This is a genomic window from Streptomyces sp. NPDC034099, from assembly GCF_055575415.1.
Map to the genome: position 1 here is coordinate 137,344 of NZ_JBVISR010000003.1, position 18,286 is coordinate 155,629.

Consider the following 18,286-nt stretch of genomic DNA (forward strand, 5'->3'; position numbering starts at 1 on the left):
CTCAACCTCCCCCGATCATGCCTTTACTGCCCATCCGTTTCTTCCCGCACACCAGCACGACCCGCGAACGGACGTGTTCGTGCTCACGTTTCACGCGCCCCGCAGGTCCCACACCCGGCGGATCTTGCCGAGCGAGCGCTCCAGGGTCTCCGGCTCGACGACCTCCACCTCCACGGTCACGCCCACACCGTCCTTGACGCCCTGTCCGATCGCTCTCGCGGCGGCCTCGCGCTGTTCGGCACCGGCGTCGGGCCGGGCCTCCACGCGCACCGTCATGTGGTCCATGCGGCCGCGTTCGGCGAGCCGGATCTGGAAGTGCGGAGCGACGCCCGGCGTGCGCAGCACGATCTCCTCGACCTGGGTGGGGAAGACGTTCACCCCGCGCAGGATGATCATGTCGTCGCAGCGCCCGGTGACCTTCTGCATCCGGCGGAAGGCCGGACGTGCGGTGCCGGGCAGCAGGCGGGTCAGGTCGCGCGTGCGGTAGCGGATCACCGGGAGCGCCTCCTTGGTGAGGGAGGTGAAGACGATCTCGCCCTCCTCGCCCGCGGGCAGCACGGCGTCCGTGAGCGGGTCCACCACCTCGGGGTAGAAGTGGTCCTCCCAGATGTGCAGCCCGTCCTTGGTCTCGACGCACTCCTGCGCCACGCCTGGGCCGATCACCTCGGACAGGCCGTAGATGTCCACGGCGTGGATGTCCATGCGCTCCTCGATCTCGCGCCGCATCTCCTCGGTCCACGGCTCGGCGCCGAAGATGCCGACCCGGAGGGAGCTGGTGCGCGGATCGACGCCCTGCCGCTCGAACTCGTCGAGCAGGGTGAGCATGTAGGACGGGGTGACCATGATGATCTCGGGCCGGAAGTCCTGGATGATCTGCACCTGACGTGCCGTCATGCCGCCTGAGGCGGGGATCACCGTGCAGCCGGCCCGTTCGGCGCCGTAGTGCGCGCCGAGGCCGCCGGTGAACAGGCCGTAGCCGTAGGAGATGTGCACCTTGTGGCCCGCCCGGCCGCCGGCCGCGCGGATCGAACGGGCTATGACGTCCGCCCACATGGACAGGTCGTTGTCCGTGTACCCGACGACGGTGGCGCGGCCGGTGGTGCCGCTGGAGGCGTGCACGCGCCGCACGTCGGCCATCGGGACGGCGAACATGCCGAAGGGGTAGGTGTCCCGCAGGTCCGCCTTCGTAGTGAAGGGGAACCGGGACAGGTCCGCCAGGGTGCGGCAGTCGTCGGGGGTGACCCCGGCGGCGTCGAACTTCTTGCGGTACAGCTCGACGTTGTCGTAGGCGTGCCGCAGGGTCGCGCGCAGGCGGTCCAGCTGGAGCTCGCGCAGCTGCTCCCCGGACAGGCGCTCGGCGTCGTCCAGCAGGTCGTGGGGGAGGGGCTCGCCCGGTCGGGGCGCCGGGGCCGCCCCGGTCGTCGGCTCGCTGCTCATCGCGACTCCTTCGTCGTCGTGCCCGGCGTCTCGCGCGCCGTGTCGGCCCGCGCGTGGCGGCTGCCTCCGTCGTCCCGCGCACCCCCGTCGTCCCGCACGCTGCGGCTGCGGCCGCGGAACTCCGCGATCACCTCGTCACCGCGCCGCACGCTCACGTCGTAGATCCCGCTGCGCCCGTACCGGGCGCGCTCCTCGGCGAAGGCCACGAGTACGTCGCCCTCGCGGGCCGGGGTGACGAAGACGATGTCGGCGCCGGCCGCCACGGTCACCGGACCGTGGCTGTTGCAGGCGCAGGCGAAGGCGGTGTCGGCCAGCAGGAACAGGAAGCCGCCGTGGGCGATCCGGTGTCCGTTCACCATCGCCGGGGTCACGGTCATGCGGACCACGGCTCTGCCCGCGCCGTGCTCCACCAGCTCGATGCCTAGCCCCCGGGATGCCTCGTCCGCGGAGAACATCGCCTCCGTGGGCGTCTGCTCAGTGGCCTGCGACACCGTACCCACCACCCTGTCTCCCGACCGACCATTCGGTTAGCACGCGGCAAGGCCAAGTAATCCAGCCACGCGGCGGCGCTGTCAAGAGGGCGACCGGCGGCGCTCCGGCTCTTGCCCGGCGCCCGGAAACACGTCACACTGATACCGAACGAATGGTCGGTTGGGAAGCTGGTGACGATGACCACGACACACGCCGCCGAGGCGCCGCCCGCGGACGCGCCGGACGGACTCCAGGAGCACTTCGACGCGACGATCGCGCGCGACCAGCGCGTCGAGCCGCGGGACTGGATGCCCGACGGGTACCGCAAGACGCTGATCCGGCAGATCGCCCAGCACGCGCACTCGGAGATCATCGGCATGCAGCCCGAGGGCGAGTGGATCACCCGGGCCCCGTCGCTGCGCCGCAAGGCGATCCTGTTCGCCAAGGTCCAGGACGAGGCCGGGCACGGCCTGTACCTGTACTCGGCCGCCGAGACCCTCGGCGCGGACCGCGACGACCTCACCCAGCGGCTGATCGAGGGCCGCCAGAAGTACTCGTCGATCTTCAACTACCCGACCCTCAGCTTCGCCGACGTCGGCGTGATCGGCTGGTTCGTGGACGGCGCCGCGATCTGCAACCAGGTGCCGCTGTGCCGCAGCTCCTACGGGCCCTACGCGCGCGCGATGGTCCGCATCTGCAAGGAGGAGTCCTTCCACCAGCGGCAGGGCTACGAGCTGCTGATGACCATGATGCGCGGCACCGACGCCCAGCGGGAGATGGTCCAGGACGCGGTGAACCGCTGGTGGTGGCCGTCCCTGATGATGTTCGGCCCGCCCGACGACGCCTCGCCCAACTCGGCGCGGTCGATGGCCTGGAAGATCAAGCGGCACAGCAACGACGAACTGCGCCGCCGCTTCGTCGACATGACCGTCCCGCAGGCCGAGAAGCTCGGCGTCACCCTGCCCGACCCGGAGCTGCGCTGGAACGAGGAGACCGGGCACCACGACTTCGGCACCCCCGACTGGGACGAGCTGATGCGCGTCATCAAGGGCGACGGGCCCTGCAACGACCGGAGGACGGAGCGGCGGCGCACCGCCCACGAGGAGGGCGCCTGGGTGCGCGAGGCGGCCACCGCCCACGCCGCCAAGCAGGCCGCCCGCGCGGAGAAGGGAGCGGCGGCATGACCCCCGCGAAGTCCGAGAAGCAGGGCTGGCCGCTGTACGAGGTGTTCGTGCGCGGCAAGCGCGGCCTCAACCACGTGCACGTCGGCTCGCTGCACGCCGCCGACGACGCCATGGCCCTCACCCACGCCCGCGACCTCTACACCCGGCGCAACGAGGGCGTGAGCATCTGGGTGGTGCGCTCCGAGCACATCGCCGCCTCCACCCGCGACGAGAAGGACCCCTTCTTCGCTCCCAGCGCCGACAAGGTCTACCGCCACCCGACCTTCTACGACATCCCCGACGACGTCCCCCACATCTAGGAGCAGGGCATGAGTGACGACCACGTCTACCTCACCCTGGCCGAGGGACACGAGGACGACACCCGCTGGGCCTACGGCACCGGCTTCGAGGACCCGCTGCACGGCGTCGACACCACGGTGCCCGAGGGCGTCGACGCCGGAGCGCTGGCCGCGGACTGCGTGGCGCTCGCCGACGACGCCCTGGTCAGCGCCCAGCGGCTGGCCGAGTGGGTCACGCGGGCGCCGGAGCTGGAGGAGGAGGTGGCGCTGGCCAACATCGGGCTCGACCTCCTCGGCCAGGCCCGTCTGCTGTACTCCCGCGCCGGGCAGGTGGACGGCACCGGCCGCGGTGAGGACGCCTACGCCTACTTCCGGGACGCCGACGACTTCCGCAACGTCCGCCTGGCGGAACTCCCGGGCGGCGACTTCGCGTTCGCCGTGGTGCGGCTGCTGGTGCTCTCCAGCTGGCGCCTCGCCCACTTCCGGCGGCTTCAGGACCACCCCGACCCGGTGCTGGCGGCGGTCGCCGCCAAGGGCGTCAAGGAGCTGACGTACCACCGCCAGTACGCCGCCGAGTGGTGCGTGCGCCTGGGCGACGGCACGGACGAGTCCCGCCGCAGGATGTGCGCCGCGCTCGACCGGGTCGCCCCGTACCTCGGGGAGCTGCACACGGCCTACGACGTCCGGGACGAGGTCGCCGACGACCTGCGCCAGGTCACGGAGGCCGCCGGACTGCCCCTGCCCGTCCACCGTCCGCCGGCCGGCTCCGGCCGCGCCGGCGAGCACACCGAACACCTGGCGCCGCTCCTCACCGAGCTGCAGGGCGTCGCCCGCGCCCACCCGGAGGCGACATGGTGACCGAAGGCCCCGCGCTCCTGGACGCGCGCCGCGCCCGGCAGATCGCCGAGCAGGTGCCCGACCCCGAGCTGCCCATGCTGACCCTCGCCGACCTCGGCGTCCTGCGCGACGTCGAGGTGGCCGGGGACGGCACCGTGGTCGCGAGCCTGACCCCCACCTACTCGGGCTGCCCCGCCATGGCCGAGATGCGGGCGGACGTCGACGCACGGCTGCGGGCGGCGGGATACCCTCGTGTGGAGATCCGCACCGTCCTGGACCCGCCCTGGACCAGCGACTGGATCACCGAGGCGGGCCGCCGGAAGCTCGCCGAGCACGGCATCGCCCCGCCCGGCGCCGCACCCCGCGGCCCGGTCACCCTGGTGCTGTCGCCCACGCGGCCCGCGGTGCCCTGCCCCCGCTGCGGCTCGGCGGACACCGAGGAGACCTCCCGCTTCGCCGCCACGTCCTGCAAGGCCCTGTGGCGCTGCCGGGCCTGCCGCGAGCCGTTCGAGTACGTCAAGGAGATCTGATGGCCCCGACCGCCCCCGTCCCGGCGCCGCCGGTGCGTGCCCGCCGCCGGCCCGCCTTCCACCGTCTGCGCGTCGCGGCCGTCGAGCGGCTGTGCGCGGACGCCGCGGCCGTGAGCTTCGAGATCCCCGGCGAACTGGCCGGGGAGTTCGCCTTCGCGCCCGGTCAGTCGCTGACCCTGCGGCGCGAGGTGGACAGCCGGGACGAGCGCCGCTCGTACTCGATCTGCGCACCGGCCGGCTCGGCGCCGCGCATCGGAGTGCGGGTGGTGCCGGGTGGACTGTTCTCGGCGTGGCTGGTCGAGGAGGTGCGGCCGGGCGACACCGTCGAGGTGATGGCGCCCACCGGCCTGTTCACCCCCGACCTTTCCACCCCCGGCCACCACGTACTGGTCGCGGCCGGTTCGGGCATCACCCCGATGGTGTCCATCGCCGAGTCGGTGCTCGCCGCCGACGACCGCTCCCGCGTCACCCTCTTCTACGGCAACCGCCGCACCGACACGGTGATGTTCGCCGACGAGCTGGCCGACCTGAAGGACCTCCACCCGACCCGCTTCCACCTGGCCCACGTGCTCTCGCGAGAGCCCCGGGAGGCCGAGGTGCTCTCCGGCCGCCTGGACGCCGGACGACTCGCGGCGCTCATCGGCTCCCTGCTGGACGTGGAGAGCGCGGACCACTGGTGGCTGTGCGGACCGCAGGGCATGGTCGCCGACGCCCAGAAGGTACTGAGCGGTCTGGGCGTCCCGGCCGAGCGCGTCCACCGGGAGCTGTTCTACGCCGACGACGAGCCCGTGCGGGAGGTGCGCCACGAGGAGAGCGGCCCGCGGGGACCCGTCAGCGAGGTCACCGTCACCCTGGACGGCCGCTCCACGACCGCTCCGCTCTCCCGGGACCGGTCCGTCCTCGACGGGGCCCAGCAGACCCGCCCCGACCTGCCCTTCGCCTGCAAGGGCGGGGTCTGCGGGACCTGCCGGGCCCTGGTCACCGACGGCCGGGCCGACATGCGGCGCAACTACGCCCTGGAGAAGGCGGAGGTCGACGCCGGCTACGTCCTGACCTGCCAGTCGTACCCGGTCTCCGAGAAGCTGACCGTGGACTACGACAGCTGACAGGGCGTCAACCCTGATCCGCTCAGGCGGGATTGTCGCCGTGGGTGAGGGTCTCCCAGGCGACGAACAGGTTGTTCGTGCCCAAGGGGCGGGTGCGCTCGGTGAGCGCCTCGGTGTTGTCCATGGCGAAACCGAGGCGGTTGTGCAGGGCGTTGTAGCCGACCTCGGTCACCGGACCCAGGCCGAGGTGGAGCGCGCCCACGCACAGCCAGCTCGGCACGCCCGCGCCCTGCTGGTACTTCGCCTGGAAGCCGAGCGCGTGCCGCAGCCGCTCGCCCACGTCGGTGCCGTACAGGTCCTGCCCCTGGATGCGGCTGGTTTCGGCGACGTGCGAGATGGAGGAGATGCCGTACCCGGTGTGGGTGAAGTCCCGGCAGGTTTCCTGGGTGAGGCCGGTGACGAAGGTGGACTGGCCCTGCCAGTACTCGACGATCTTGTCCCGGGTGTCGAGGTGCTGGCTCGGGACGGTCCTCGGCAGGTCCCCGTCGGAGTCCAGGTACACGTACGCGGCCGTGCGGGTGCGGAACCTGGCCATCGCCCGGTCGTAGGAGGCCCTGTCCTCCAGGAAGACGGAGATGCCGACGGCGGCCTCCGTCATCGTCAGCTCCCAGTTGCCGTTGGAGTTGGAGCCGTTGACGATCTCGGGCAGGTAGACGTCGCGGAGCATGGTGGCGAAGCGGCCCGAGTTCGCCCAGGTGCCGCCGTACGTGTACTTGATGATCTCGGCGGCCTTGGGCCACGAGGAGCCCGCCCACCCGGTCTGCAGTGGGGCGTTGCTGTTGGTGTGGTCCCGGATCACGGCGGACCAGGCGTCCATCAGCTCGATGGACTTGCGGGCGTAGCGCTCGTCACGGGTGAAGTACCAGGCCAGCGCGTTGGTGTAGGCCGCGATCGCGTCCTCGCGCTCGTCGGTGCAGCCGTAGTTCGGGTTGGAGTAGGAACCGCACTCGACCACCGCGCGGGGCTTCGGGGTGCGGTTCGGGTCGGCGTACCTGCTCGCCATCATCTGGTCGAAGGCGCTCTTCCAGGGCTGGGCCCCGGCATCGATCCTGGCGCGGACGAAGTCGAGTTGCCCCTGGGAGACGGTGACTCCGGGATGCGTGAACGCGGCCGGTGCGGCGTCCGCACGGGGGGTGGCCGGGCCGGGACCGGCCAGCAGGGTGCCGACGAGCGCGGCGGTGAGGGTCGCGAGGAGGACGACGCGGGATCTGCGGCGGCGGCGCGGGGGAGCAGAGGACATGTGGGGGGTCCATCCGTTCGAGTATGTGAACGTTGGGTGGTGTTCTGAACGTTCGACTGGGCGGTGACGATAGGTAGAGACCAATGGGCCGTCAAGAGGCCACGCAGGAACGCGCGGAGGTCCGGGACGGTGGAGGGCGGCTGGGCGGCGGGGCGGCGGGGCGGCGGCGAACACTATGAACGCAACGGCCGAAGGGGTGGCTCCGGCTCCGGGTGATTCCTAACATCCCCGCTCGCAGCGCGACTTCGCGCCGGCCCGCAGCAGCACGTACAGGAGCCGTACCTTGACCACATCCCCCGCTCCCCGGCACGACACCCGGCCCGCCCACCGCAGAAGCCGCCCGGCGGTGGTCGCCGCCGCGCTCACCGCCGTCCTCCTCGGCACCCTCGGCAACGTCTCCGCCGCCCCCGCGGCGGTGGCGGATCAGCCGGTGGCCGCCGACTGCCCGCCCGCCCTCACCGGGAAGGCCACCTGCTACACCGGCCAGGACGCGCACGGCGCCTACTACACGATGGCCGTCCCCCACGGCTGGAACGGTTCCCTCGTCGTGCACGCCCACGGCGGCCCCGACCTGGGCGACGCCTCGGACCCCGTCCGCAGCACCGAGGACCTGGAACGCTGGGCCGTGCTGGTCGACCAGGGATACGCCTGGGCCGCCTCCTCCTACCGGCGCGGCGGCTACGGGGCCCGCATGGCGGCCGCCGACACCGAGAACGTACGCCGCCTGTTCACCGAACGGTTCGGCCGGCCGGAACACACCTACCTGCACGGCCAGTCCTGGGGCGGGAACGTCGCCGCCAAGGCCGCCGAGACCTACGGCCGTCGCCCCGGCGCCTACGACGGGGTGCTGCTGACCAACGGCGTGCTCGGCGGCGGCTCGCGCGGCTACGACTACCGGGTGGACCTGCGGGTGGTCTACCAGTACTACTGCCACAACCACCCGCGTCCGACCGAGCCGCAGTACCCGCTGTGGCAGGGACTGCGCCCCGGCTCCACGATGACGACCGCGGGGCTGCGTGCCCGCCTCCAGGAGTGCACGGGCCACGCCTCCGAACCGGCGGAGCGGACCGCGCTCCAGCAGCGCAACCTCGACGACATCCTCGCCGTCACCGGCATCCCCGAGCGCACCCTGGAATCACACCTGCGGTTCGCCACCTTCACCTTCCGGGACATCGTCACCAACCGGCTCGGCGGGCGGAACCCCTGGAGCAACCGGGGGGTGCGCTACTCGGGCTCGCACGACGACAAGGCGCTCAACGCGGGCGTCGAGCGCTTCTCGGCCGACCCCACCGCACGGCGCGACCTGTCCTGGGACAGCGACCTCACCGGCCGGGTCTCCCTCCCCGTCCTCACCCTGCACGCCATCGACGACCCAACGGCCTTCGTGGAGCACGAGGCGGCCTACCGCGCCACGCTCCGCGGCGCCGGCCGGGACCAGAACCTCGTCCAGACCTTCACGCGGGAACACGAGCACAGCTCGCTGAGCGACTCCGAGTACGCCAACTCCCTGGCCGCACTGGACTCCTGGGTGCGCACCGGCCGCAAGCCGGACCCGCGGTCCATCGCCGCCTCCTGCGCCGCCTTCGACGCGAGGTACGGCGAGGGGTGTTTCTACGACCCGGGCTTCCGTCCGGCCCCGTACGCCTCACGGGTGCGGCCCCGGCCGGGCGGCCTCGCCTGGCCCGCCATGACGGCCGCGCGGGAACGGGCGTGGAGCGGGATCGAGGGCGTGGGGATCGCGCCCTAGCCCCTCTCGCTCAGTACCGCCCGGATCACGTGACGGGCGTTTCCGGCCATCGCGGGGTTGGTCTTCCGGTAGTACGGCAGGGCGATCAGGGCCTGGGAGAGGGTGCGGCCCCGGCCGCGCCGCCAGGTCGCGTCGTCCACGCCGAGGGCCTCGCGGAAGACCTCCCGCGCGCCGGGCGGCAGCAGGTTCCACGCCGGGAAGAGGTCGCAGGCCGGATCGCCCACCCCCATGCAGCCGAAGTCGATCACGGCGGACAGCCTGCCGCCGTTCACCAGCAGGTTGCCCGGCATCAGGTCCGCGTGCAGCCAGCGGGGCGGCCCCTGCCAGACCGGAGCGCGCAGCGCGTCCTGCCACACCGCGGCCAGCGCGTCGCAGTCGACGCCCTCCTCGGGCAGGCCGCGCAGCTCCTCCAGCGCGGCCCGCGTCGGCCCGTCCAGCGCGGCGAGCGGCCCACCGCGGTACGCCTTCGGCGCGTGCGGCAGGGTGATGCCGCGCATCGCCGCCACGAAGGCGGCCAGATCCTTGGCCAGCGGCTCGGGCTCGGTCAGCGCTCCGGCCTCGGGGATCCGACCGGGCAGCCACCGGTAGACCGACCACGGCCAGGGGTAGCCGTCGGCCGGCGCCCCTTCTCCCAGCGCCTCGGGCACCGCGGTGGGCAGCAGGGGCGCCAGCCGGGGCAGCCACGCCCGCTCCGTCGCCACGTCCGCCACGCCGCCCTCGATCAGCGGCAGCCGTACGACCATGTCCTCGCCCAGCCGGTACATGGCGTTGACCGTGCCGCCGGAGGGGAACCGCTCGACGGGCAGCCCCGCCCACCGCGGGAACTGCCCGTCGATCAGACGCCGTACCAGACGCTCGTCGACGCGGCGCGGGTCCGGATGCGGCTGCCCTGAACTCATGGCCCCCATCCGACCCTTCGCCACGACCGGCCGTCAAACCCTTTCCCGGCCGGCGGTGCTCGCGGGGCGTGTGATCAGACGCCGAACTCCGAGGGCGGGATGTTCAGTGCGGTGCACGCCTCGCGGATCGCGTACTGCTCGGACTGCTCGAAGGTCCCGTCGGCACCGGCGACGACCATGCCGGTCTGGACCACCGCACGGGCCTCCGCGGGCTTCTTGGCGGCCTTGGCGATCACCTGGAGGGCCTCGGCCTTCCCCTGCTCGAAGTTGGCGAGGAGCCGGTCCACGTGCTGGTTGAACCGCTGGCGGAGCTGGTCCGCCGGGAAGTTCTGCAGCACCTCGTTGGAGACGATCAGCTCCTCCACGCGCTGCCGCTCGGCCGGCTCCACCCGGCCGTCCGCGGCGGCGACCAGCGCGCACATGGCCATGCTGGCGTCACGGTAGGCGCCGCTCTTCAGCTCGTTCTTGGCCGAGGCGAGCTGGGACTTGAACATCCCGATCAGCTGGGCCTTGGAACCGCCGGAGGACGAGCCCGACCTGCCGCCCCCGACGGGTCCGTGCGATCCCTGGCCGGATCCGCTCGCTCCCCGAGTGCTGCCCTGGGACTGCTGGAAGGTCTTGGCCTGGTCCTTGATCTTGTCCCACATCGCCACGCGTGCCACCTCGGCTTCTGTTGCTGCGTATCGGTCTGTCCTCGGCCGCGGTCTCCCGCTGTCACCACGATGAACGCGCCCGGGGACCACAGGGTTCCCGAAAGGCAAAGAAAAGGCAAAGCACCTGGTGGGGTCGTAGTACGCTGCGCCACCGGGGAAGGCGGAGACCGGTCGACGGCAGGGGAGCGCGCACGATGTGGTCGCGGGAGGTCGGCTGGTTCGTCACGATCGGCGTCGCGTCGACCGCCGGGCAGGCGCTGCTCTACTGGGGACTGCGCCCGTGGTCGCCCCCGGCCGTCGCCAACCTGGTCTCCCTCCTCGTGCTGACGGTGCTGAACACCGAGGCGAACCGGCGGCTGACGTTCCGGCACGCCGCCACGAAACCGGCCCGCGCGCACCTCGGAGCGGGCGGCCTCTTCCTGCTCGGCTACCTGGTCACCTCCGGTGCCGTGCTGTGGTTCACGCACCGGCGGCCCGACGCCTCGCCCGCCGCCGAGACCGCGGTCCTCGCCGCCACGTCCGTCGCCGTCACCGTCGTCCGCTTCGTCGTCCTGCGCCTGGCCGTCTTCCGCGCCCCGACCGCCGACACGCCTGATCCACGCCGCGCAAGCCGCTGAGCTGTTCGGTCACCTTCGGGTTCCCCGGTCACCGAAAAGTGCGTTCTTCCACGTCGGCGGCCGCTCTCCTACGGTTCCCGAGTAGCCACGAGAGAGCACATGGGCGCAGAGAGCGCATGGGCAAGGAGAGCGAAGTCATGGCCATCACCCTGGTGAACCCCGGCGGGCTGCCCGCGGTCGACGTCTACCGGCAGGTGTCGATCGCGTCCGGATCGCAACTGGTCTTCGTCGCCGGACAGGTCGCCTGGGACGCCGAAGGCGTCACCGTCGGCGAAGGAGACCTGGCCGCGCAGGCCGAGCAGTGCTACCTCAACGTCGCCACCGCCCTGGCGGCGGCCGGCGCCTCCTTCGCGGACGTCGCCAAGCTGAACGTCCACGTCGTCGACTGGACGCCGGACAAGATGCCCCTCCTGCTGGAGGGCATCGAGCGGGCGGCCGCACGGCTGGGGGTGACCCCGGCCGCGCCGGCCACCCTGCTGGGCGTCGCGGCACTGGACGTGCCCGAGCACCTGATCGAGGTCGAGGCCACCGCCGTCCTCGACTGACCCGTCCTAGCCGTACACGACACCGTCGAGGAGGTTCTGCAGGTACAGGCCGCGTCCGGCGTCGACCGCCGTCGGCGTACGGGTGCGGACGGCCGTCGCGAAGTCGTGGCGCAGGACGGGCCAGCACTCCTCGTGGTCGATGCCGGCCGTGTCGTAGACCAGCGGCTCGGCGGGACCGAAGAGTTCGACGCGGGTCAGCGCCCGGGGGACGGCCACGGCACCGGACAGCGAGGCCTGGCTCACGGCGCCGTTCTCGTGCTCGCAGGTCAGTTCCAGCCAGCGGCGCGGGTCGCCGGTGGCGCGGACGGCGGTCACCGGGCCGACCGCGGCGTCCAGCAGGTCGAGCAGATGAGGGCCGAGGTCGAGCAGGGCCCCGTGTTCCAGGCGCCAGCCGGTCGCGAACTCCCCTTGCAGGAAGGCGCCGTGCAGGTAGCAGGAGCGCGCCCCGACCGCCTCGAAGGAGCGGGCGGCTTCGAGGAAGGCCCGGGTGGCCGGGTGATAGCGCTTGGTCAGCACGAGCTGGGAGACGACCCCGGCCTCGGCGACCGCGTCGGCCACGCGACGGGCCGCGGCCGGATCGGGTCCGAGCGGCTTCTCCAGCAGCAGGTCCTTGCCCCGCTTCGCCGCGAGCGGCGCCAGCTCGGCCTGGACCGCGGGCGGCACGGCGAACGCCACGGCCTCACAGTGGTCCAGCAACTCCTCGAAGTCGGCGGCGACATGGGCGCCGTAGGGGGCGGCGGTCTCGCGGGCGGCCTCGGTGCGGCGGGCCCAGACCGCGGTGAGCCGGGTCTCCGGCCCGGCGGCCAGCACCCGGGCGTGCATGGCGCGGGCCCAGGGGCCGGCACCCACGAGCCCGACCTCGACGGGCCGGTCGGTCCAGGGGGCGGGGGCAGCGGTCACGGTGTTCCTGTCTTCGAGGGTCTCCCGGCGATCCGTCGGGGAGGACGGGCGGCGGTCATGAGGCGAGGCGTTCCAGCCGGGCGTCGGCGCCGGCGGGGGAGTAGAGGTGCTCCACGACCATGGCGGCGGCTCCGACGAGCCCCGCGTGGTCGCCGAGCCGCGAGGTGACGACCTGGAGGTTGGCGGTGGCGCGCGGCATCGCCCGCTGGTAGACCAGCTCCCGCACTCCGGTGAGGAAGGGCACCCCGGCCAGCTCTCCGGCGATCATGAGGACGCCGGGGTTGAGCAGGGTCACGACGGTCACCAGGACCTCGCCCACCCGCCGTCCCGCCTCGCGGGCCAGCCTGACCGCGTCGGGGTGCCCCTCGTTGAGCAGCCGCCTGACGTCCCGACCGGAGGCGGTGTCCTGGCCGAGGGCGGCCAGTTCCCCGGCGATCGCCCGGCCACTGGCCACGGCGGCGAGACAGCCGTGGGAGCCGCACATGCACAGCGCGTCGGACCGGTCGTGCAGGCGGATGTGCCCGATGTCGCCCGCCCCGCCGTCGATGCCGCGGTACAGGCGGTCCCCGATGACGACCCCCGCGCCGATGCCCGTGGACACCTTCAGAAGCACGAAGGAGGCGCAGTCGCGGTGGTTGGCCTGGTGCTCGGCCAGGGCCATGAGGTTGGCGTCGTTGTCCACGAGGACCGGCACGGCCGCGGCGGCCGCCGGGTCCAGGCCCACGCGGGCCGCGTACGCCTCCTGCAGCCGCTCCCGGATGGGGTAGCGGTCCCAGCCGGGCATGATGGGCGGCTCGATCACCCGCCCGGTCTCCCAGTCCACCGGGCCGGGCACGGACAGGCCGATGCCCGCCACGTGGGACGCCGGGACACCGGCCGCCGCGATCAGGTCCGGGAACCAGTCGGCCAGCCCCTGAAGGACCCGGTCGGGGCCCGCGTCGACGTCCATCGGACCGGTGTGCTCGGCCAGGATGTTGCCGGCCAGGTCGAGCACCGCGGCGCGGGCGTGCCGGGTCTCCAGGTCGAAGGCGATGACCGAGGCGTGGCCGGGGTCGAAGACGATCCGGTGGGAGGGGCGTCCGCCGGTGGAGGCACCCGTGCTGTGGCGCAGCCACCCGGCACGGTTGAGCAGGTCGAGGCGCTGTCCGACGGTGGAGCGGGACAGGCCGGTCGCCTGCTGGAGGTCGGCCCGCGTGTTGGCGCGGCCGCTGCGGATCAGGTGCAGCAGTTCACCGGCGCTGGCCTGACTTGACGTCATCATGGAGTCCCCCACGGCTCAACTCTTGTCGGCGCCGCTGGTCAGCCCCTCGGTGAGCAGGCGTTCGGCGGCGAAGAACAGAAGTACCACGGGGATCGTGAGCACCACGGAACCGGCCATGAGGACGGTCTTGGGCACCTCGATGCCGTTGGACAGCTGGGCCAGGCCCAGGGAGACGGTCCACTGGCCGGGGTCGGCGGCCAGGAACAGCAGCGCGAAGAGGAACTCGTTCCAGGCGATCATGAAGACGTACAGGCCCGTCGCCATGAGGGAGGGCAGGGCCAGCGGCAGGATCACCTTGCGCACGGTCTGCAGGCGGGAGCAGCCGTCGAGTGCCGCCGCCTCCTCGATGGAGGCGGGGATGGTGACGAGGTAGTTCTTCAGCATGTAGATCGACACCGGCACGGTCTGCGCGACGTACACGACGGCCAGGCCGACCAGGCTGGAGGAGAGGCCGATCTTCGCGAAGATCACGAAGAGCGGCACGGCCAGCAGTGTCGCCGGGAAGAGGTAGACGGCCAGGAAGAGCGCGCTGACCTGGCGGTGGCCGAAGAACTTCAGCCGGCTCACCGCGTAGGCGCCGGGCACGGCGGCCACGAGGGTCAGCACCACCGTGCCGAGGGAGACCAGCGCGGAGTTGACCAGGAACTTGAGGAAGCCCTGGCCGCCGTCGTCGGTGGAGCGCAGCACGTCCCGGTACGTGGAGAGGGTGAAGTCCTTGGCCGAGATCCACAGGGAACCGGGGTCGAGCAGCAGCGCGTCGATGGGCTTCAGCGACAGCAGCACCATGTAGTAGAACGGCAGGAGGGTGATCACGGCGAGGAACGCGATGACGATCCAGCGCGCGACGCCGAAGAACCGCTCCTCGAACCGGGCCCGGGTCAGGGCCGTCTTGCCACTCACGCTTCCTCCTGGACCTTGTTGCCGAAGAACTTGAAGTAGAGGCCCAACAGGATCATCAGCGAGAGGGCCAGGACGAGCGCCTGCGCGGCCGCCGCTCCCACGTCGTAGCGGGCGGTGAGGAAGTCGTAGACGCGCACGGCGGCCACGTCGGTGCCGGCGCCGCCGCCGGTGAGCAGGTAGACGTCGTCGAACTTGTTGAACGTCATGATGAAGCGCAGCACGCACAGCAGCGCGATCACCGGCATCAGCTGGGGCAGCAGCACGTGCCGGAACCGCTGGGTCGGCGTGGCGCCGTCGACCAGCGCGGCCTCCTCCAGCGTGTCGGGCACCGCCTGCAGTCGCGCCAGGATGAACAGGAAGGCGAAGGGGAAGTACCGCCAGCACTCGAAGACGATGACGGTGAGCAGCGCCAGCGGGATGTCGAAGTGCACCCCCAGCAGGTCGACCTCGTACTGACGGGTCGACAGGAAGGCGATCGGGTCGTCCCAGCCGAACAGCCGCCGGCCCCAGTCGTTGACCACGCCGTACTGCGGGCTGAGGGCGACCTCCCAGACGAAGGCCACGGCGACGACCGGTGCGACGTACGGCAGCAGCATCGCCGCGCGCAGCAGCCCGCGCCCCTTGAACGGCTTGCGCAGGGCGAGCGCGGCGACCAGGCCGAGGAGGACCGAGCCGAGCGTGGCGCCCACCGTGTACAGCAGGGTGGTGCCGAGGCTGGACCAGAAGCCGGCCGAGTCGAAGACCTGCGAGAAGTTGTCCAGGGACCAGTTGCCGAACAGGCCCATGCCCTGGATGTCGACGAGCCTGGCCTTCTGGAAGGCCAGCAGCACGGTCCACGCGATGGGCAGCACGACCACCACGAGGACGACGACGAAGGTGGGGGAGACGAACGCGAGTCCCGCGCGGTTGGCGCGCCGGCTCGCGGTGAGCGGGCGGCGGCCCGGGGAGGAGGACCGGTCCCCGGACGGGTCCGTGGACCGGTGGCTGGTGGCCCGGCGCTGCGGCGCGCCGGCTGGGGCTGTGGGCATGAGAGACCTTCGTGATGTGCAGGCGGCGGGCGGCTACTGCAGGGACTTCTTGAGTGCGGCGACCTCTTCACCGGCGTCGCGCGCCGCCTCGGACGGCGAGCTCTGGCCGCTGGTCATGGCGCCGATGGCCTTCGGCACGGGCAGTTCGCCGTTGGTGGCGCCGACGAGGGCTCCCTCGCCCTGCGTGATGCCCCAGCGGCGCATGTTGCTGACGCCGTCGGCGAGCTGGTCCAGCAGGGTCCTGGGGAAGACCTCGTCCAGGGGCTCGCGGGTGTCCACGCCGATGTCGCTGTGCCGCCAGGCGTCCAGGTAGCGCTCGGGCTCGGCGGCCGTGCCCTTGCGGACCGGGATCTTGCCCTCGGGTGCCATGCCGAACCAGGACTCGTAGCCGGTGCCCATCATGTACTCGATGAACTCGCGGGACGCAGCCGTCTCGGCCGTCTTGGTGGTCACCCAGGACGTGATCTCCCCGAACTGCGCGGCATTCTCGGCGTCGGGCCCCTTCATGGCGGTGACGATGCCGCTGTGGTCCGACAGGTACCGCGGGTCCTTCGCGCACTGGGGGCAGCTGGGCAGGGCGTCCTTGCGCAGTCCGGCGAGTTCGTCGAGCAGGAACGAGGACCAGATCACCATGGAGGACCGGCCCGCGAAGTAGGTGGCGCGGGTGGAGTCCACGGTCTGGGTGCCCGGGGCGCCGTAGCCGCGGGCCAGCTGGTCGTAGGTGCGGAAGGCCTCCTGGCAGCGCGGCGATTCGAGGGCGACCTCGTGCCGGTCGTCGACCAGCCGGCAGTCGTTGGCCAGGGCGAGGCTCTCGAAGCTCTGGGAGGTGAAGACGTCGCTGGGGTCGGTGGCCGCCGAGATGCCGTCGTGGCCCTTGGTGGTGAGTGCCTCGGCGGCGGCCAGCGCCTTGGCGTACGTGTCCGGAGCGGGCAGGTTCTTCCGGTCGAACTGGTCCTTGCGGTAGACCAGCAGTTGCAGCCAGGCGTCGGACGGCACACCGAGGCTGGTGCCGCCGTCGGACGTCAGCTCCAGCGCGTTGGCGTTGAACGTGTCGCGCCCGAGCCCCTCGACGATCCGCTGCGGGATGTCGGTGTTCAGCAGGCCGTTGCTGTACATCTGCCAGACCTGGCCCATGGGAGCGGCGCCGATGACGTCGGGCAGGGTGCCCGAGGCCGCCGCCGACATGATGAGCTGCGGCATCTGCCCCTCGTCGACCCCGACGAGCTTCACCTTGACGCCGGTCTTCTTCTCGAACCCGTCGATGACCTTCTGCGTCGCGGCGACGCGGTCCGGCAGGTTCTCCTGCGACCAGACCGTGATCTCACGGTCCGGCCTGCCGGGCCCGGTGCTGCTCGCGCAGCCCGAGAGCAGCCCGATTCCCAAAGCTGCCGTGACGCCGACCGCGATCGTCCTCGACCGCAGGGTCCTGATGCGCATGGAGTGTCCTCGTTCCGACTTACGTCTGCTCGCCACGCATCACAGCATCACTTTTGCTTGTTGACAAGACATAAGTTGCGGATATTGTCGACGCAACCGCATCAGCAACCCTTCCGGAGCCCTCCGTGTCATCCGTGTCGCCCGTGTCATCCGTGGAGCGCGTCGTCCAGTTCACCGGCCCCCGCCAGGTGGAGGTGGCCGAGCACACCAGGGCCGAACTGCCGCCCGGCCACCTGCGGGTCCGCACCCGCTACTCGGGCATCTCGGCCGGCACCGAGCTGACCGCCTACCGCGGCACCAACCCGTACCTCACCCGGACCTGGGACCCCGAGGCACGCCTCTTCCGCGACGGCGCGCCCGGCATCGAGTACCCGGTGGCCGGCTGGGGCTACTCCGAGGTCGGCGAGGTCGTCGAGGTCTCCCCGGAACTGGCCGGCACCCCGGGCCTGCCGGTCCCCGGCGACCTGGTGTGGGGCATCTGGGGCCATCGCAGCGAGGGCATCGTCCCCGCCGAGCGCATGGCCGGCCACACGCTGCCGCCCGGTCTCGAACCGCTGGCCGGTGCCTTCGCCCGGGTCGGCGCCATCGCGTACAACGCGGTCCTGGCCGGTGACATCCACCTCGGCGAGGACGTCGCCGTGTTCGGGCAGGGCGTCATCGGCCTGCTCACCACCCGGCTCGCCCGGCTCAGCGGCGCCCGCGTCACCGCCGTCGACGCCCTCGACGGCCGCCTGGAGACCGCGAAGCGCTACGGTGCCCAGCGCACCCTCAACGCCCGCACCGACGCCGTCGCCGAACGCGTCCGCGAGGCCACCGGCGGCCTCGGCGCCGACCTCGCCATCGAGATCAGCGGCGCCTACCCGGCCCTGCACGAGGCGCTGCGCTCGGTCGCGGCCGGGGGCCGGGTGGTGGCCTCCGGCTTCTACCAGGGCGACGGCATCGGCCTGCGCCTCGGCGACGAGTTCCACCACAACCGGGTCCAGCTCATCTGCTCCCAGATCGGCGGCGTCCCGCCCCAGCTGTCCCACCGCTGGAGTGTCGAACGCCTCCAGCGGACCTTCCTGCGCCTGGTCGCCGAGGGCCAGGTGGACGTCGACTCCCTGGTGAGCCACGTCGTCCCCGTCGCCGACGCCGCCGACGCCTACGTACTGCTGGACGAGCGGCCCGCCGAGGCGCTGCAGGTCGTCCTGGAATTCTGAGAGTCCCGAAAGGCACC

General features: G+C 72.1%; 19 protein-coding genes. 9 read left to right on the forward strand and 10 right to left on the reverse strand.

Translation table 11 applies throughout. The annotated features are described in order from the left end of the window. Nucleotides 1–90: 90 nt before the first annotated feature. Both paaK and paaI read right to left on the reverse strand, forming a co-directional pair. A complete protein-coding gene (gene paaK / locus ACZ56V_RS09520; RefSeq protein WP_468940671.1) occupies nucleotides 91–1,437 on the reverse strand; it encodes a phenylacetate--CoA ligase PaaK in 1,347 nt (448 codons plus the stop codon). Further along, nucleotides 1,434–1,892 carry a hydroxyphenylacetyl-CoA thioesterase PaaI gene (gene paaI / locus ACZ56V_RS09525; protein ID WP_468941610.1) on the reverse strand — a complete coding sequence of 153 codons (459 nt, stop codon included), beginning with the start codon at nucleotides 1,890–1,892 and terminating at the stop codon, nucleotides 1,434–1,436. The genes paaK and paaI overlap by 4 nt, the downstream gene beginning before the upstream one ends. 213 nt (nucleotides 1,893–2,105) lie before the next feature. Here paaI and paaA point away from each other — a divergent pair, with 213 nt between their 5' ends. Genes paaA through paaE form a run of 5 tightly spaced genes read left to right on the forward strand, consistent with a single transcriptional unit; the run spans nucleotide 2,106 to nucleotide 5,843 of the window. Further along, entirely contained in the window at nucleotides 2,106–3,092 is a 987-nt protein-coding gene (paaA, locus tag ACZ56V_RS09530; RefSeq protein WP_398909936.1) for a 1,2-phenylacetyl-CoA epoxidase subunit PaaA, read from the forward strand. After that, complete coding sequence (gene paaB / locus ACZ56V_RS09535) at nucleotides 3,089–3,391, forward strand: 1,2-phenylacetyl-CoA epoxidase subunit PaaB (RefSeq protein WP_398909934.1); 303 nt, start codon at nucleotides 3,089–3,091, stop codon at nucleotides 3,389–3,391. Before paaA ends, paaB begins: the two co-directional genes overlap by 4 nt. A gap of 9 nt (nucleotides 3,392–3,400) precedes the next feature. After that, nucleotides 3,401–4,228: a 1,2-phenylacetyl-CoA epoxidase subunit PaaC gene (gene paaC / locus ACZ56V_RS09540; protein WP_467379110.1), complete on the forward strand. Its 828-nt coding sequence runs from the start codon at nucleotides 3,401–3,403 to the stop codon at nucleotides 4,226–4,228. Beyond that, on the forward strand, nucleotides 4,222–4,737 hold the full coding sequence (paaD, locus tag ACZ56V_RS09545) for a 1,2-phenylacetyl-CoA epoxidase subunit PaaD (RefSeq protein ID WP_467379111.1): 516 nt from the start codon (nucleotides 4,222–4,224) through the stop codon (nucleotides 4,735–4,737). Before paaC ends, paaD begins: the two co-directional genes overlap by 7 nt. Further along, nucleotides 4,737–5,843: a 1,2-phenylacetyl-CoA epoxidase subunit PaaE gene (gene paaE, locus ACZ56V_RS09550; RefSeq protein ID WP_468940677.1), complete on the forward strand. Its 1,107-nt coding sequence runs from the start codon at nucleotides 4,737–4,739 to the stop codon at nucleotides 5,841–5,843. The genes paaD and paaE overlap by 1 nt, the downstream gene beginning before the upstream one ends. A gap of 22 nt (nucleotides 5,844–5,865) precedes the next feature. Here paaE and ACZ56V_RS09555 read toward each other — a convergent pair whose 3' ends face one another. Continuing rightward, nucleotides 5,866–7,083, reverse strand: a complete 1,218-nt coding sequence (locus ACZ56V_RS09555; protein WP_468940680.1) for an alginate lyase family protein — start codon at nucleotides 7,081–7,083, stop codon at nucleotides 5,866–5,868. 283 nt (nucleotides 7,084–7,366) lie between these two features. Between ACZ56V_RS09555 and ACZ56V_RS09560 the strand changes: the two genes are divergently transcribed. Then, nucleotides 7,367–8,830 (forward strand): alpha/beta hydrolase family protein, encoded by a 1,464-nt coding sequence (locus ACZ56V_RS09560; RefSeq protein ID WP_467379114.1) that lies wholly within the window; start codon nucleotides 7,367–7,369, stop codon nucleotides 8,828–8,830. On the opposite strand, the gene ACZ56V_RS09565 is transcribed toward ACZ56V_RS09560, so the two are convergent. After that, nucleotides 8,827–9,729, reverse strand: coding sequence for an aminoglycoside phosphotransferase family protein (locus ACZ56V_RS09565; RefSeq protein WP_398909925.1), 903 nt, complete (start codon nucleotides 9,727–9,729; stop codon nucleotides 8,827–8,829). The genes ACZ56V_RS09560 and ACZ56V_RS09565 overlap by 4 nt on opposite strands. Before the next feature lie 74 nt (nucleotides 9,730–9,803). Beyond that, nucleotides 9,804–10,382, reverse strand: a complete 579-nt coding sequence (locus ACZ56V_RS09570; protein WP_104632831.1) for a tellurite resistance TerB family protein — start codon at nucleotides 10,380–10,382, stop codon at nucleotides 9,804–9,806. A gap of 194 nt (nucleotides 10,383–10,576) precedes the next feature. On the opposite strand from ACZ56V_RS09570, the gene ACZ56V_RS09575 reads away from it, so the two are divergent. Beyond that, nucleotides 10,577–10,999 carry a GtrA family protein gene (locus tag ACZ56V_RS09575; RefSeq protein ID WP_398909923.1) on the forward strand — a complete coding sequence of 141 codons (423 nt, stop codon included), beginning with the start codon at nucleotides 10,577–10,579 and terminating at the stop codon, nucleotides 10,997–10,999. Between the two features lie 137 nt (nucleotides 11,000–11,136). Beyond that, complete coding sequence (locus ACZ56V_RS09580; protein ID WP_398909921.1) at nucleotides 11,137–11,544, forward strand: RidA family protein; 408 nt, start codon at nucleotides 11,137–11,139, stop codon at nucleotides 11,542–11,544. A 6-nt stretch (nucleotides 11,545–11,550) separates the two neighbouring features. Here ACZ56V_RS09580 and ACZ56V_RS09585 read toward each other — a convergent pair whose 3' ends face one another. Genes ACZ56V_RS09585 through ACZ56V_RS09605 form a run of 5 tightly spaced genes read right to left on the reverse strand, consistent with a single transcriptional unit; the run spans nucleotide 11,551 to nucleotide 17,070 of the window. After that, nucleotides 11,551–12,444 (reverse strand): Gfo/Idh/MocA family protein, encoded by an 894-nt coding sequence (locus ACZ56V_RS09585; protein ID WP_467379116.1) that lies wholly within the window; start codon nucleotides 12,442–12,444, stop codon nucleotides 11,551–11,553. Between the two features lie 55 nt (nucleotides 12,445–12,499). Then, a complete protein-coding gene (locus ACZ56V_RS09590) occupies nucleotides 12,500–13,702 on the reverse strand; it encodes an ROK family protein (protein ID WP_467379415.1) in 1,203 nt (400 codons plus the stop codon). Between the two features lie 18 nt (nucleotides 13,703–13,720). Next, a complete protein-coding gene (locus tag ACZ56V_RS09595) occupies nucleotides 13,721–14,605 on the reverse strand; it encodes a carbohydrate ABC transporter permease (RefSeq protein ID WP_467379117.1) in 885 nt (294 codons plus the stop codon). After that, complete coding sequence (locus ACZ56V_RS09600; protein ID WP_398909918.1) at nucleotides 14,602–15,633, reverse strand: carbohydrate ABC transporter permease; 1,032 nt, start codon at nucleotides 15,631–15,633, stop codon at nucleotides 14,602–14,604. Before ACZ56V_RS09600 ends, ACZ56V_RS09595 begins: the two co-directional genes overlap by 4 nt. A 33-nt stretch (nucleotides 15,634–15,666) precedes the next feature. Next, nucleotides 15,667–17,070: an ABC transporter substrate-binding protein gene (locus tag ACZ56V_RS09605; protein WP_467379118.1), complete on the reverse strand. Its 1,404-nt coding sequence runs from the start codon at nucleotides 17,068–17,070 to the stop codon at nucleotides 15,667–15,669. Nucleotides 17,071–17,222: 152 nt separating this feature from the next. Here ACZ56V_RS09605 and ACZ56V_RS09610 point away from each other — a divergent pair, with 152 nt between their 5' ends. Beyond that, nucleotides 17,223–18,269 (forward strand): zinc-dependent alcohol dehydrogenase, encoded by a 1,047-nt coding sequence (locus ACZ56V_RS09610; RefSeq protein WP_468941614.1) that lies wholly within the window; start codon nucleotides 17,223–17,225, stop codon nucleotides 18,267–18,269. The last annotated feature ends 17 nt before the right edge of the window (nucleotides 18,270–18,286 follow it).